General features: G+C 72.0%; 12 protein-coding genes. 2 read left to right on the top strand and 10 right to left on the bottom strand.

Annotated elements, in window-relative coordinates:
* Positions 1–11: 11 nt before the first annotated feature.
* The 5 genes from QWU11_RS24010 to QWU11_RS23990 form a co-directional block, all read right to left on the bottom strand.
* Entirely contained in the window at positions 12–2,183 is a 2,172-nt protein-coding gene (locus QWU11_RS24010) for an acyl-CoA dehydrogenase (protein WP_290116626.1), read from the bottom strand.
* Between the two features lie 88 nt (positions 2,184–2,271).
* Complete coding sequence (locus tag QWU11_RS24005; protein ID WP_290116625.1) at positions 2,272–2,958, bottom strand: TetR/AcrR family transcriptional regulator; 687 nt, start codon at positions 2,956–2,958, stop codon at positions 2,272–2,274.
* A 113-nt stretch (positions 2,959–3,071) separates the two neighbouring features.
* Complete coding sequence (locus tag QWU11_RS24000; protein WP_290116624.1) at positions 3,072–4,274, bottom strand: hypothetical protein; 1,203 nt, start codon at positions 4,272–4,274, stop codon at positions 3,072–3,074.
* A 17-nt stretch (positions 4,275–4,291) separates the two neighbouring features.
* Positions 4,292–4,570: a Trm112 family protein gene (locus tag QWU11_RS23995; RefSeq protein WP_290116623.1), complete on the bottom strand. Its 279-nt coding sequence runs from the start codon at positions 4,568–4,570 to the stop codon at positions 4,292–4,294.
* A gap of 20 nt (positions 4,571–4,590) precedes the next feature.
* Positions 4,591–5,358, bottom strand: a complete 768-nt coding sequence (locus QWU11_RS23990) for a class I SAM-dependent methyltransferase (protein ID WP_290116622.1) — start codon at positions 5,356–5,358, stop codon at positions 4,591–4,593.
* Positions 5,359–5,520: 162 nt separating this feature from the next.
* Between QWU11_RS23990 and QWU11_RS23985 the strand changes: the two genes are divergently transcribed.
* A complete protein-coding gene (locus QWU11_RS23985) occupies positions 5,521–6,255 on the top strand; it encodes a class I SAM-dependent methyltransferase (RefSeq protein WP_290116621.1) in 735 nt (244 codons plus the stop codon).
* Between the two features lie 34 nt (positions 6,256–6,289).
* A complete protein-coding gene (locus tag QWU11_RS23980; RefSeq protein ID WP_290116620.1) occupies positions 6,290–7,189 on the top strand; it encodes a hypothetical protein in 900 nt (299 codons plus the stop codon).
* A 90-nt stretch (positions 7,190–7,279) separates the two neighbouring features.
* Here QWU11_RS23980 and QWU11_RS23975 read toward each other — a convergent pair whose 3' ends face one another.
* The 5 genes from QWU11_RS23975 to QWU11_RS23955 form a co-directional block, all read right to left on the bottom strand.
* On the bottom strand, positions 7,280–9,481 hold the full coding sequence (locus tag QWU11_RS23975; RefSeq protein ID WP_290116619.1) for an acyl-CoA dehydrogenase: 2,202 nt from the start codon (positions 9,479–9,481) through the stop codon (positions 7,280–7,282).
* Positions 9,482–9,636: 155 nt separating this feature from the next.
* Positions 9,637–11,319 (bottom strand): hypothetical protein, encoded by a 1,683-nt coding sequence (locus QWU11_RS23970; protein ID WP_290116618.1) that lies wholly within the window; start codon positions 11,317–11,319, stop codon positions 9,637–9,639.
* 102 nt (positions 11,320–11,421) lie between these two features.
* Positions 11,422–12,204, bottom strand: a complete 783-nt coding sequence (locus QWU11_RS23965; RefSeq protein WP_290116617.1) for an EI24 domain-containing protein — start codon at positions 12,202–12,204, stop codon at positions 11,422–11,424.
* Positions 12,201–13,715 (bottom strand): SDR family oxidoreductase, encoded by a 1,515-nt coding sequence (locus QWU11_RS23960; protein WP_290116616.1) that lies wholly within the window; start codon positions 13,713–13,715, stop codon positions 12,201–12,203. The genes QWU11_RS23965 and QWU11_RS23960 overlap by 4 nt, the downstream gene beginning before the upstream one ends.
* Positions 13,705–15,057 (bottom strand): deoxyribodipyrimidine photo-lyase, encoded by a 1,353-nt coding sequence (locus QWU11_RS23955; protein WP_290116615.1) that lies wholly within the window; start codon positions 15,055–15,057, stop codon positions 13,705–13,707. The genes QWU11_RS23960 and QWU11_RS23955 overlap by 11 nt, the downstream gene beginning before the upstream one ends.
* Positions 15,058–15,078: the final 21 nt, after the last annotated feature.

The raw sequence follows: 15,078 nt of genomic DNA, 5'->3' as shown, positions 1-15,078 counted from the left end.
CGAACGCTATCTCATGGGTCGCGCGGAAGCCCGAGCAGGCGTTCGCCGATGACGTTGAGGTTGACCTCGGTGGTTCCGCCGCCGATGGTCATCGCGCGCGAGGCCAGCAGCAGGCGCGTCCAGTTGCGGCGCGGGCCGTCCGCGCCCCGCCCGGTCAGCGCGCCCTCGGCGCCGAGCAGCCCGAAGCCGTACTCCGTCACCCGCTGGCCGTGCTCCATGCCGACGAGCTTGCCGACGTTCGCGGTCGCGCCGTCGTCCACGCCGGACAGCTGCTTGAGCGTGGCCCGTACGCCGAGCAGCGCGAACACGTGCGCGTCCGCGGCCATCCGGCCGAGGCCGTCGAGCACCTGCGGATCGTCGGCCACGCCCAGCTCATCGGCCAGCGCGAGCAGTCCGGGCACGTCCGAGCCGAGCTGCCAGCCGGTGGAGAGGTTGACGCGTTCGGCGGTGAGCGTGCCGCGTGCCACCCGCCAGCCGCCGTTGACCTCGCCGACCACCATGTCGTCGGGCACGAACACCTCGTCGAGGAAGACCTCGTTGAAGTTCGCGTCCCCGGTGATCTCGCGCAGCGGGCGGACGTCGATGCCGGGTGCGGCCATGTCGACGAGGAAGTAGGTGATCCCCTCGTGCTTGGGCGCGGCCGGGTCGGTCCGCGCGACGCAGATGCCCCACGTGGCCTCCCGCGCGAGGGAGGTCCAGATCTTCTGACCGGAGATCTTCCAGCCGCCCTCGGTGCGCTCGGCCCGGGTGCGCAGCCCGGCCAGGTCCGAGCCGGCCTCCGGCTCGCTGAACAGCTGGCACCACACCATCTCGCCCCGCAGCGTCGGCGGGAGGAAGCGTTCCTGCTGCTCGGGGGTGCCGTGCGCGGCGAGCGAGGGCACCACCCAGGCACCGATCAGCATCGGGGGCGGCCGTACGCCCGCGGCGCGCAGCTCCTCGTGGATGACCACCTGCTCCAGCGGGGACGCGCCCCGGCCCCAGGGCCGGGCGAGGTGGGGCTGGACCCAGCCGTCGGCGGCGAGCCGGGCGACGCGCTCGGTCTCGCCGAGCGTGGCCAGCCCCGCGACCTGTGCCCTGATCTCCCGTCGCAGGGGTTCCGCCTCGGCGGGCAGGTCGAGCTCGTGGGTGCGCGTCACCCCGGACCGGGCGAGCGCGCCGACCGAGGAGTACCAGCCGGCGGCGCGGCCGAGCAGCGCGCGCAGGGTGAGCGCCCGGCGGTAGTACAGGTGGGCGTCGTGCTCGAAGGTGTAGCCGATGCCGCCGTGCACCTGGATGCAGTCCTGGGTGGCCGCGACCGCGGTGTCGGGCACGACGGCCGCCGCGACTCCGGCGGCGTACGCGACCTGGTCCCCCTCCTTCGAGGCCACCGCGTGGGCCGCGTCCCAGACGGCGGCGCGGGCGCGCTCCAGCTCGACCAGCATCCGGGCGCACTTGTGCTTCATCCCCTGGAACTGCCCGATCGGCCGGCCGAACTGCTCGCGCGTCCTCGCGTACGCCGCGGCCGTGTCCACCGCCCAGCCGGCCACCCCGCAGGCCTCGGCGCCGAGGACGACCGCCGCGATCGCGAGCACGTCCGGCCTGGTCAGACCGGTCAGCACCTGGCGCGCGGGCACGTCGTTCACCGAGATCCGCGCGACGCCGCGTACGGCGTCCAGGCTCTCCAGCGGCTCGGCCGTCACGTCGTCCCGGCGGAGGACGACCCACTCCTCGCCGACCGGCAGGACGAGGACGTCCGCCGGCACGCCGCCCAGCACCGGCTCCGTGGCCCCGCTCACCACCAGCGTGTCACCCTCGCGCCGCCCGCTCAGGCCGCCCGCCAGGGACACCGCTCCGCGGAGCGTGCCGTCGGCGAGGTCGCGCAGCAGGTCGTCGCCGGCGTGCGCGGCGAGCAGGACCGCGCTCGCCAGCACACTGGGCACGTACGGCCCGGGCGCCGCCGCGCGGCCCATCTCCTCCACCGCGATCGCCAGCTCGACCAGGGAGAACCCCTGCCCGCCGTGGCTCTCGGGGAGGTGCAGGCCGAGCAGTCCCTGCTCGGCGAGCGCGGGCCAATGATCGGGCCGTGCCCCCCGGTCCGTGTCGTCCACGGCCGCGCGCACCGCCTCACGCGGAACGTACCTCCTGGTGAAGGCGCGTACCGACGCGGCGAGTTCCTGGTGTTCCCCGGTCAGGCCGATCCCCATGTGATCCTCCCCCGATCGTTCCCCGTGCGGCCAACCCTAGATCAACTCGAATTTGATTCGGTACGGCTCGCGGGTGCCCCCGCGCAGGTCAGTTCCAGGTACGCGACCGCAGCGCCTCGCGTACGGCCGGGTCGTGGCGCGCCGTCGTCTCCAGCGCGGCGTCGAACATGCCGACCAGGATGCGTTCGAGCTGGTCGCGCTCCGGCTGGCCGGTCTCCATCCACTGGCGGCCGATCACCTCGACCAGGCCGATCCAGCCCTTGATGACCGACCGCAGGAGGGGCGGCTCGGCCGCGGGCCGCAGCCCTTCGAGGACCAGGCCGAGGATCGCGTCGCGCGTCTGCCCGATGACGGTCTCGCTCTCACCGCCGGACGGGCTGGAACCGTGGCCGATCAGCGCGGAGAAGCCGGTCGGGTCGGTGTGCACGTGGTCGAGATAGGCAGCGACGCCGGCCGAGAGCCAGGTGTCCGGCGAGCGCTCGGCGGCGGCCCGCATCGACCTCAGCAGGTCGTCCGCGGTCTGGCGGAGGGCGGCGACGAAGACCCCGAGCTTGCCGCCGTAGTAGTGGTAGAGCAGGGGCCGGGACATGTCGGCGGCGGCCGCGATGTCGTCGACGGAGACCTGGTCGTAGGACCGTTCGCGGAACAACCGCAGAGCGGCCAGCATCAGGGCGCGCTTACGGTCGTCCGGATGCAGCCGCCGCCGGGGTCCGCGGACCGGCGCCGGGACGTCGTAGAAGGGGACCGGCTCTCGGGTGCCCGCCGAATCGGCCATCAGGTCACCCGTGGCGACCGGCCATAACGAGCCGGCGCATTACCGAAATGCCCCTTCAGAAAAGGGCACGACGCACTCTTCCCATTCCCCACATTGGCACTTTAAGTCGCTATTTAACGATTTGTCAATTTCGGACAGACACTGAACCAGCCCGGGCCACGAGTCGCACCACGTACGGGAGGAGCCGTATAACCAGGCCGAAAGGCGTCGACCGGAACATCGACGAATCGCGGCCGATAGACCGACACCTGACGGAGGTTCTGCGGCACACAATTGCCGTCGACAAGCGTGGAGTTGACGTTGTAGGACAGCACGATCCGGCTGTGGCCGCCGAGCTGCGGATGCGCGCGCACCTGGTAGACGTACTGGCCCGCGCTGGTCTCCGGCGCACGGTAGACGATGGCGCTGTCCTCGGCGCGGAACGGCCCGGCGGGTGAGGCGGACAGGTAGGCCATGACGGCGCCGTCGCCGAGGTCGGCCGAGGGCCGCCGGGTGACCAGCGCGTAACCGGACCCGGTGCGTACGAGGGCGAAGCCGCTGTCCACGCGGGTGGGCAGCTCCGCGGCCTGCGCCGGATCCGCCGACCAGCCCGCGCCGGTGTCGTAGGACCAGGAGGCCAGGTCGCCGACGTGCCCGCGGGGCGTACGCGCGAGGTAGAGCCACTTGGGGCGGTCCGGCTGGTCCAGGTGCCCGCGGTAGCCGTAGACATAGGTCCACGGCCCGTCGTCGTACAGGGCCGAACCCCACATGACCGGGGTACGGGCGGCCGGGGGCCAGGGGGCCGGCAGCTCACGTACGCTCTCCAGCCGCAGGCCGGGCAGGGAGAACGTCGCCAGCGCCACGCCCTGCTCGGTGAAGTCCCACTCGGCTCCGGAGCCGTTCAGGCGGTGGTAGAACTCCACGAGCTTGCCGCCCTCGACGTGCCCGGCGCCGACCCAGTACCAGCCCGGCAGGCCGGGCGACGGGTGCACCGGGGTGTCGCCGGCCACCGTCGTCAGCCGGGAGCCGTCCTGCACGACGAGCGAGTTGTGGACGAAGCCGACGCCGCTCTCGCGGGAACCGTCGGGGTTGACCGGGCCGAGATAGGTGTCGGAGAAGAACCACGCGGTGCGCCCGCCGGGCAGCGGGACCGAACTCGTGCCGTCGGCGCCGCTCCACTGCCCCGGCCCGGCCGCGTCTCCGGCCCGGGTCCAGCGCTGGTTCAGCGCCGTGTCGGGGACCGCCGTGGTCGGCCGCGCAGGCGTGGAACACGCGGCCCCCGCGGCGAACACGGACGCGCACGCGAGTATCCGCACGGCGTTACGAAGATTGCCCATCGACCCTCGGGCCCATGCTATTCGGCCTCGGTGACGTCGCCCTTCACGAGCTCGACCGGGTCACGCCCGAGCGAGGCCAGCGCCTCGCCGCGCCCGGCCCGCGCGACCAGCGTCTCATGCAGTTCGTCGGACGTGCTCTCGGCCTGGTCGGCGAGGAGCACCGGAATGCCGGTCTCGACCCGGTAGCGACGGCGCAGGCGCGGGTTGTAGAGCATTCCGTCATCGGGAAAGTGCAGCAGCGCCTCCTTGTCGATGGGGCACGCCAGGAGACGGAGCAACCGGTCGTCGAGGGGCACGGAAAGATCTTCTCTCTCAGTTATGCGTCGCGTCGGAAGACGAGCATGAGGTTCCAGGTCAGCAGCTCGCGCAGGCCGGGCAGCCGGACGAGGAAGCCACACCAGCGCGGGTAGTAGCGTGGCCGCGCCTCCAGCACCGTGACGTCGCCGCGGGCGCGGACCAGGCGCAGGACCCGGCCCGCACGGAGCGCGAACAGGCTCTCGCCGTAGTGGTTCTTCGGCGGGTGCCCGTGCTTACGAGCGTAGCGGCGGGCCGCGTACGAGCCGCCGAGAAAGTGCCACGGAGAGGTCTCGTGTCCGCCCCACGGCGACAGCCAGAGCGTGTACGCGACGTAGACGACGCCGCCGGGCCGCGTTACCCGCACCATCTCGTCGAGGAACCCGGCCGGGTCCGACACGTGTTCGAGGACGTTGGAGGAGAAGCTGACGTCCACGCTCGCGTCTTTCAGCGGAAGCCCGAAACCGTCGCCGACCACGGAGTTCGGCCGGATCTCACCGCGTTTACGCAGCTCGGCCGGGTCCGGCTCGATCAGGAGGCAGTGCGCACCGCGGTCCTCGAAGGCCGCCGAGAAGTAGCCGCTGCCGCCGCCGACGTCGACGACCGTACGTCCCGCGAGGTCGACGTGGCGCTCGACCTGCCGCACGGTGTCGGCGGCGAGGAGCGTGTAGAACCTCTCGGGGTCGGTCTGTTCGGTCCGGAAGGCGCGAAACAGGCTCAGCGTGCGGAACCGCCCGGGCGGCGTGACGACGGCCGGAGGCGCCACTGTCGAGGAGGCACGGGGGACCATTTCGGTGTCTCCTGATGATCGTGAGGTGCTCTTGACTGATCGACAATAGCCGCAAAGCGCCGTTGACAGTCCATCAATAACAGTCACAGAATGTCGCGACAGATCTTCCACCGCGAGCATGTATCCCCTGGTGACGGTGGCACTACGGAAGGAAACCGTCCGTTGACCACGACCGGAGTGCCTCCTGCGGGCGACAGCGCCCTGCGCGACTTCTACGAGGACCCGAGCGTCCCGGTCAGCTCCGGCTCCGGCCGCGCGCAGCGGCAGTTGAAGATGCTGAAGGCCCTGCTCGCCGACGCGGACGGACCGCAGGTGATCGTGGACGTCGGCTGCGGCGACGGCGCCGCGACCGGGCTGGTGCACCGGCTCGGCCACACGGTCATCGGCATCGATTGGTCGGTGATGGCGCTGCGTCACGCCCAGGAGCAGGGCCTGCTGCTGATCCGTGGCGCGATCGACGCGCCCGGCCTCCCGCTCGCGGACGGCAGCGTGGACGTGGTCATCCTGAGCGAGGTGATCGAGCACATCGTGGACACCGACTCCGCGATCGACGAGATCCACCGGATACTGCGGCCGGGCGGCCGGCTGCTGCTGTCCACGCCGAACCTCGCCGCCTGGTACAACCGCGGCCTGCTGGCGCTGGGCATCCAGCCGTTCTTCTCCGAGGTCAGCCTGCGGGGCGTCTACGGGCGTCCGGGCAGCCAGGTGGCGGGGCACCTGCACATGTTCACGAAGCGCGCGCTGACCGGCTTTCTGACGGCGCGCGGTTTCGTCTGCGAACGGGTCAACGGCGCTCCATGGCACGACATCCCGGCCGCCGTGCAGCCGCTGGACCGCCTGTTCTGCCAGTGGCCCTCGGCCGCCAGCATCCTGCTGGTCCAGGCGCGGCGCGCGTGAGCCCGGCGGTCGTTCGCCCGTGATCATCGGTGTCGTGTTAGCGCTGGTGACCACGCTCGCCTTCAACACGGGCTTCGTCCTGGAGAAGGGCGCGCTGGCGGCGCTGCCGCCGCTGAACGCCCGGCTCCCGCTGAACCTGGCCCGCATGCTGGTCACCAACCCGCGCTGGATGGCCGGGTTCGCCTTGATCCTGACGGGCCTGGCGTGTCAGCTGGTGGCGCTGACGCGCATCCCGCTGACGGTCGCCCAGCCGGTGTTCTCCTCCGGCATCGTGTTCCTGCTGCTGCTGACCATGACGATCCTCGGCGAACGCCTCACCTCACACGAGTGGACCGGCCTGGCCGGCATCACGGCCGGGGTGATCTGCGTGGTGACGTCGCTGGACTCCCGTACGGACACCGTGGGAACCGGCGGCGACGCGCTGCGGGTCCTGCTGGTCGCCGTCCCCTCGACCGCGGCGGGCCTGGCGGTCTTCGCGGCGGCGAGCCGCAGCACGGGACGCCACCGCCAGCACCGTCCTGCGGGCGACGCGACGTACGGGGCCGCGGCGGGCATCGTGTACGGCGTGGCGGGCATGATCACCAAGGGTCTGTCGGTGTCGATCGACTTCCACGGCCCGGTAAGGATCGTGTCGTCGGCGCTGGCCTCGCCGTACCTGTACCTGCTGGTCCCGGTGACACTGTGCGGCTTCCTGGTGTTCCAGACGGCCTTGCAACGCGGCCGCGCGTCGATCGTGGCCCCGGTGTCGAGCGTGATCTCAACCCTCTACACGGTGGTCGCGGGCACCCTGATGTTCGGCGAACGCCTCCCGTCCGACCCCACCCGCCTGACCCTGCGCCTGACCGGCCTCGGCGTGATCACCCTCGCCCTGCTGTGGCTCCCCCGCCAGTCCCGCCACCCCGAACCCCTCCCGTACGCCGAAGCCGTGGAGTAGCCGGGGCGTCCGTCCACCACTGAGGTCAGCGTACTCAGCGGCAGGAACACGGACGAGGCCGGCGCCCGGCGGGGCGGGCACCGCCGGGCGCTACTTGCCGGGCTCCGGGTCGCGCGGGAGGCCGAGCATGCGTTCGGCGATGACGTTGAGCTGGACCTCCGTCGTGCCACCGTAGATGGTCATCGAACGGCTGAACAGCATGTAGCGGGCCCACATGCCCGTCGGGTTCGCCAGGTCCTCCACGGCGCCCGAGGCGCCCTGGGACTCCCAGATGAAGTCGGCGACCTGCTGGTTGAACTGCACGCCCAGCAGCTTGCGTACGCTCGCCTCCGCGCCCGGCTCGTGGCCCGAGATCTGCTTCAGCGTCAGGCGCAGGCCCAGCAGGTCGATGGCCTGGCCCTCGCACAGATACTCTCCCAGCTCGGCGCGCTTGACCGGGTCCAGGTCGCCGCCCTTGAAGAAGCTCAGCAGTTCCTTCGTGCCCGCACCGAGCGAGCCCGAGCCGCTGGAGAGCTGGACGCGCTCGTTGCTCAGCGTGTTGCGGGCGACCTTCCAGCCCTGGCCGACCTCGCCGACGACGCGGTCGTCCGGCACGAAGACGCCGTCCAGGAAGACCTCGTTGAACAGCGCCTCGCCGGTGAGCTCGCGCAGCGGGCGTACGTCGACACCCTCGGACTTCATGTCGACGATGAAGTAGGTGATGCCGTCGTGCTTCTTCGGCTCGGCCGAGCTGCGCGCGATGCAGATCGCCCACTGGGCCTGCTTGGCGATCGAGGTCCAGATCTTCTGGCCCGTCAGCTTCCAGCCGCCCTCGACCCGCTCGGCCTTCATCTGCAGGGACGCCAGGTCCGAGCCCGCGCCGGGCTCGCTGAACAGCTGGCACCAGATCACCTCGCCGCGCAGCGTCGGGGCGAGGAAACGCTCCTGCTGCTCCGGCGTGCCGTACGTGACCAGGGACGGGACCACCCACGCGCCGATCGCCAGCTGCGGGCCCTTGACCTCGGCCGCGCGCAGCTCCTGCAGGATCAGCACCTGCTCCATCGGCGAGGCGGCCTTGCCCCACGGCTTTGGCAGGTGCGGGAACACCCAGCCCTCGTCGCCCATCTTGGCGTGGCGCGCCTTGTTGTCGGAGATCGCGGCGACCTCGGCGACCTCGGCGCGGATGCGGTTCCGCAGCGGCTCGGTGTCCTCGTCCAGCTCGACCTCGACCGCGCGGCGTACGCCGTCGAGGGCGAGGGTCGCGACGGAGGCCGCCCAGTCCTTGGCCGGGCCGAGCAGCACCCGCAGCGTCGAGGCGCGGCGCAGGTAGAGGCCGGCCTCGTGCTCCCAGGTGAAGCCGATGCCGCCGAGCACCTGGATGCAGTCGCGCGCGCACTGGACGGCCGCGTCCGGAGCGATCACCGCGGCCACGCCGGCAGCGAAGCCCGACTCCTCGGCGGGGTCGTCGGAGGCGCGGGCGGCGTCCCAGACGACGGCGCGCGCCTTCTCCAGCGCGATGAGCATCCGGGCGCACTTGTGCTTGACGCCCTGGAACTGCCCGATCGGGCGGCCGAACTGCTCGCGCACCTTCGCGTACGAGGACGCCGTGTCGACGCACCACGCGGCGATGCCGGCCGCCTCGGCGCCGAGCAGCAGCGCGGCGAGGTCGAGGACCTCCTCGCCCTCCAGCCCGGTCAGGATCCGGTCCGTCGGCACGGCCACGTCCGCCGCCTCAACCCGGGCCACCCGTCGCGTACGGTCCAGGCTCTTCAGCGGGGTCACGGTGAGCGCGCTCGCGTCGAGGGCCACCCACTCCTCGCCGTCGTCGGTGCTGACCGGCAGGACGATCACGTCGGCGACCGCGGCGCCGAGCACCGGCTCGACCGTGCCGGTGACGGTCAGGCCGTCGTCGGTACGGCGGCCGGTGAGGCCGGGGGCCAGGGAGAGCGCGCCGACCAGGCCGCCGTCGGCGAGGCCGGGCAGGAGTTCGGTACGGGCCTTGACCGACTCGTCGGCCTTGAGCAGCGCGGCGCTGGCCAGCACGGTCGGCAGGAACGGCCCGGGCACCACGGCCTGCCCGAGGGTCTCCACGGCGACCGCGAGCTCCAGCAGGCCCGCGCCCTGCCCGCCGAACTCCTCCGGCACGTGCAGGCCGAGCAGCCCCTGGTCGGCGAGGCCCGTCCAGAACGCCGGGCGGCTCTCGTCGTCCGCGTCGAGCGTCGCACGTACGACACTGACGGGTGCGTTGCGCTCCGCCCAGCCGCGTACCGCGTCGGCGAGCGCGTCGTGCTCCTCGGTCAGCCCGATGCCCATCTCAAACACCCCATTCGCGACGTCCTCTTGCGGCCTACCCTAGAGGCCACCGGAGGCTTATTGGAATGGGATTCGGTGTGATGATCACCCCTCGGTAGGGACACACCGGCACTACGCGCCCCGGCGGTCACAGGGACCACCGGGGCGGTGGGATCTCAGCCCACGCGCAGCGAGCGCACCACGAAGTTGATGTCCGGCCACAGCTTCCTGCTGGTGTTCGGCACCGACATGAACAGCACGCCGGGGGTGTTCTTCCCGGTGTCCACCAGCGCCACCGCCACCACGTCGCCGGTCGCCTTGAGGCCCGGACGGCGGTAGGTGACGTAGTCGCTGACCAGCCATCCCTTGTGACCGGCGATGGCCAGGGGCTGGGAGGCGAGGGCCCGCTTCTTGGTGCGGAAGTTGAACATCCGCTCCTCGTACATCCTCGCGACCTCGGACGCGGCGGCACGCTCGGTGCCCGGCCCCTCGTACGCCTCCTGCGCCGCACCGGACAGCTGGGTGCTCATCAGGCGCGCCCAGTGCTTGGGCTCCGCGCCGGTCTTCTCCGTCACCGCGAACTGGCTCGCGCTGAAGCCGAGCTCGAGCATCGGGCTCTTCTTCGGCGGCAGCGCCCACGGCTGGTTCAGCCGGGCGTACGACAGCCCGGACCGCACGTCGTTGATCCGCCCGGCCGCCTTGGTGTGCACGCCCTTGAACTTCGGGAGCGCCTTGACCGGCGTCTGCGGCTGGGCCGGGTGCGTCGTGGACGACGACGGCGAATGCTTGGAGCTCGCCGGAGAGGAGGTCTTGGCGGCCGGGTCGTCGCCGTTGCCCTTGAGGAAGTAGACGCCGGCCACGGCGACCAGGCCGACGAGCAGGATGCCGACGCCGAGGAACAGCGGGCGCTTGGACCGGCCCTCCTCCTCGTACAGGGTGCCGCCCGAGCCGCCGGGCGGCCCTCCGGGGCCCGCGGCGGCGGCCGCGTTCTCGTCCCGCATCCACTCGGGGAGCCGCAGGTTGCCGCTGCTCGGCTTGCCCGGTTTGGGCGGCGGGCCCGCGGGCGCGACGACCTTGTCCCACATCGGCGGGTGGTCGTCGGAGGCGAAGAACTCGTTCTCCTCGGCCTGCGCCTCGGCGGTCACGCCCTTCTCCGGGGCGGGGAAGCCGCCGGTGGCGGACGAGACGGGCTCGGCCGGGGACTCCGGGGAGTAGCCGCCGGAACCGTAGGAGGCGCCGGGCGCCTCATAGGGCTTGGCCTCGTAGGGCTTGTCCTCCCACGAGTGGTCCTCGTACGGCTTGTCGTCGAAGTCGCTCGCGGGGAACGAGGAGTCGCGGAACGACCCGAAGGAGGACTCGGCCGACTCTTCCGGCCGGTACGAGGACTCCCCGAACGAACTCGACGACTCTCCGAACGAACTCGGCGAGGACCCGAAGGAACCCGACCACGAGGACTCGGCCGGCTGCGGGTCCTCGTCCGGCACGTCCGTGCCGAAACGCGGCGTCGTCCCGTTCGGCCCGGGGTCCCCGTCGTCCTCCGACGACGGCGACTCCGGTGATCCGAACGGAGCGGCGGCCGAACGGTCCACCGGATCGAAGACGGAGCGCTCGCCCGGGGAGTCGTCGTACGAGCCGGATTCCGAGCCCGGCGAGACGGCCGGGAAACCACCGGTCGGCGCGTCGTCGTCATCGTCTGTGGCCCAGGACTTCCGCGGCTCGCTCACGGACGGGAAGCCCGGCGCGTCGGCCTCGTCTCCAGAGATCGCCGGCAGCGGACCGGTCGTCTCATCTGGTGTGGAGTACTGGTCGTTCTGGCTGGTGGCCGGGCGCCACTGCCCGGCGTCCCCCTGATCCGACATGCCGCACAGGGTACGTGAAGATCAACATTTCCCGCTTACGTCACTAATTACACTCAGGCCACAGCTTCCTGGCCACGGTGTGGCGATGAGGTTACGCCCGGCTCATCGCGCATCCACGGACGACACGCCCTGACCTGCGGAAACACCCTGGTCGGCGAAGCGCTCGCGGGCCAGCAGGGTGCCGCCCGCCACCGCCCCGGGCATGGCCAGCACCGCACCCAGGGGAATGAGGAAGACCACAAAAACCGAGGCGCCGAACCCCACAGCAAGCCCCCGATTGCGCCTGAGCAGGGCGAACCGGTCGCGACGCCGCAAACCGCGCCTTTCGAGTGCGATCGACGTCAACTCCAGTGTCAGGAAGTAGCCCGAGACACACGCCGCGATGACCGGCACCACGGTCTGGCCGACGACGGGCAGGAACCCCAGGGCGAAGAAGACCACCGCGAAGATCGCGGTGATCAGCCCGACGAAGACGGCGTCGCCCAGGCCGCGCACGAGCTGCTTCCAGAGAGGGACGTCGGCCTCGGGCGGCAGCCCGCCGGCGGACTTCTCCACCCGGCTCGAGATGCCCTCGTAGAAGGGTTCGCCGACGACCAGGGTGACACCGGTGAACGTGACGATCGAGATCATCAGCGCGGCGGCGAAGAAGAGGACGCCCATCAACACGCGCATCGCGTCGCGCAGCCCGCTCGACCAGTGGTCGGCGAACGGGCTCGCCGCACGGGTCAGGTCGCCGAGGTAGGCGCCGAGCACCATGAGCCCGGCGACGTAGGCGGCGAGCACGATCAGCGCCGGGAGCAGGCCGAACAGCCACTGCTTCGGCCTGCGGGCCGTCCACCCGAGCCCGCGGATGAAGTAGCGCACGCCGGCGATGAAATTCTTCACCCGCCAAGAGTAGGAGTCCGCGGCCCGCGCGCACAGTCCGTACGGGCCTCCGCGGCTCGACGGATGTTGTGCTGCATGCGCCCGAAGACGATCCCGTGGAACGGGCGCACCCCCCACCAGTAGAGCTGACCGGGCAGTCCGCGCGGGTGGAACAGCGCCCGCTGCCGGAACCACGTCCGGCCGTCCCGCTGGTCCACGGACAGGTCGAGCCAGGCGAGGCCGGGCAGCCGCATCTCCGCGCGCAGCCGCAGCAGCCGGCCCGGCTCGAGCTCCTCGACCCGCCAGAAGTCCAGTGAGTCTCCGGTGCGCAGGTGGCACGGGTCGCGCCGGCCGCGCCGCAGCCCGACCCCGCCGACCAGCCGGTCGAACAATCCCCGCGCGGCCCAGGCGAGCGGCCAGGAGTACCAGCCGTTCTGGCCGCCGATGCTCTCGATCACCCGCCACACCGCCTCGGGCGTCGCGTCGACCGGCGACTCGCGCAGATCCGTGTAGAGGGTGCCGCCGGCCCAGTCCGGGTCGGTCGGCAGCGGGTCGCTCGGCGCGCCCGGCACCGAGGCGGACGACCAGCGGGTGGCCACGTCGCCGGAGCCGACGCGTTTGAGCGCCAGGCGTACCGCGTCGTCGAAGCCGACCAGACCCTCCGGCGGATCCGGCACGTACGCGGCGATGTCGTGCTCGTGGCAGACGACCTCGTGGCGCAGGGAGTCCACGAGCGGGCGCGCGATGCCGTTCGGGACGGGCGTGACGAGACCGACCCACAGGCTCGACAGGCGCGGCGTGAGCACGCCGATGGGCCTGATCCGGCGGTTGCGCAGGCCCGCGACGGCGGCGTACCTCCGCATCATCTCCTCGTACGTCAGCACGTCCGGGCCGCCGATGTCGAAGGAGCGGTTCACCTCGGGGGGCAGGGTGGCGCAGCCGACGAGGTAGCGCAACGCGTCGCGTACGGCGATGGGCTGGATGCGGGAGCGCACCCACCGCGGCGTCACCATCACCGGCAGCCGCTCGGTGAGATAGCGCATCATCTCGAACGACACCGAGCCCGAGCCGATCACCACCGCGGCCCGCAGCGCCACGGCCGGCACGCCCGAGGACAGCATGATCTGGCCGACCTCGCCGCGCGAGCGCAGGTGCTCAGAGACGGTCCCGGTCCCGGACGGCGCGAGCCCGCCGAGGTAGACGACGCGCCCGGCCCCGGACTCCTCCGCCGCGGCCGCGAACGTCTCGGCCGTACGGCGGTCGGTCTCGCCGAAGTCGCGCCCGCTGCCGAGCGCGTGGATCAGGTAGTACGCGACGTCGACGCCGTCGAGCGCGCGCCGCGCGTCCTCGGCGTCGGACAGGTCCGCGCGTACGACCTCGATCTGCCCGCTCCACGGGTGGTCGCGCAGCCGCTCGGGCGACCGGACGGCGCAGCGCACGCGGTGGCCCTGGGCCAGCAGTTCGGGGACGAGCCGGCCGCCGATGTAGCCGGTCGCGCCGGTGACCAGGCAGAGCCTGCTCTCATTCGCCACGTGCCCTCCGGAATCGCGCGAGCCCCTCGGTGAGGTCCACGATGGGTTCGGGGTAGTCGAGCCGCCGCCGTACGTCGTCGGGCAGGAGCCATGGACGGTGCACCTCGGCGCCGTCGACCTCCGCCAGCTCCGGCACCCAGCGGCGTACGTACTCGCCGTGCGCGTCGAACCGTTTCGCCTGGATCAGCGGGTTGAGCACCTGGCCGGGGCGGGTGCTGGCCCCGGTGCCGGCCACCCACTGCCAGTTGAGCTGGTTGTTGGCCACGTCGCCGTCGACGAGCAGGTCCAGGAAGTGCCGCGCCCCCACGCGCCAGTCGACGTACAGGGTCTTGCTGAGGAAACTGGCGGTGATCAGGCGGCCCCGGTTGTGCATCCAGCCCTGTGTATGGAGCTGACGCATCGCGGCGTCGACCAGCGGATAGCCGGTACGGCCCTCCTTCCAGGCGGCCGTGTCGTCCTCGTCGGCCCGCCAGCGGTCGCCCCGGGGCCGGTAGTCCTCGCGGGAGGCGTCCGGGCGGTCGGCGAGCATCTGGCGGTGGAAGTCGCGCCAGGCGACCTGCCGGACGAAGGCGTCCGCGCCCGCCCCGCCCCGCTCCCTGGCGCGGTGCACGAGCTCGGCCGGGGACACGCAGCCGAAGTGGAGGTACGGCGACAGGCGTGAGGTGGCGTCTCCGGCCAGGTCGTCGTGCAGGTCGGCGTAGCGGTCGATCGGGCCGCCGAGCCAGGCATTCATGCGACGCCGCGCCATGCTCTCGCCGCCCTCGGGCAGGTCGGGCGAGGTCTTCCCGTCGCCGTTCCGCAGTGGCGCCGACTCGACCTCGGGCACCGAGATCTTCCGCGGGGCGGCCAGCGGCCCGCGCGCCCCCGCGTCGCTCCATCGGTTGAAGTACGGGGTGAAGACCCCGAAGTGTTCCTTTCCCAAGGGCGCCACGGTGCCCGGCGGGACCACGACCAGCGCGTCCGCGTGCACGTGGAGCTCGCGGCGCGCCCCCTCCAGCTCGGCGCGCAGGCGCTCCTCCCGGCGCTGGGCGAAGCCGCTGACGTCGCCGGCGATGTGCACCTCTCCCGCGCCGGTCTCCTCGGCGACCCGGCAGACCTCGGCCACGACGTCGCCGGAGCGCAGGACCAGGCGGCCGCCGAGCCCTCGCAGGGCCTCGTCGAGGTCGGCGAGGCAGCCGGAGAGGAACGCGGAGCGGTTCGGCGTGGCGAAACCGGTCGCGTGCACTCCGTCGTCGAGCACGAACAGGGGTATGACCTGGTCCGCGGCGTCGAGGGCGCCGCGGAGTACGGGGTTGTCATGCGTCCGCAGGTCGGCGGTGAACAGGGCGATGGCAACGGTCACCCTGGGTGCCTTCCCCGTACG

The sequence above is a fragment of the Actinomadura sp. DC4 genome, assembly GCF_030406325.1.
Lineage (GTDB): Bacteria > Actinomycetota > Actinomycetes > Streptosporangiales > Streptosporangiaceae > Actinoallomurus.
Note: the sequence above shows the minus strand (reverse complement) of the source record. Positions and strands in the feature narration are given on the sequence as shown.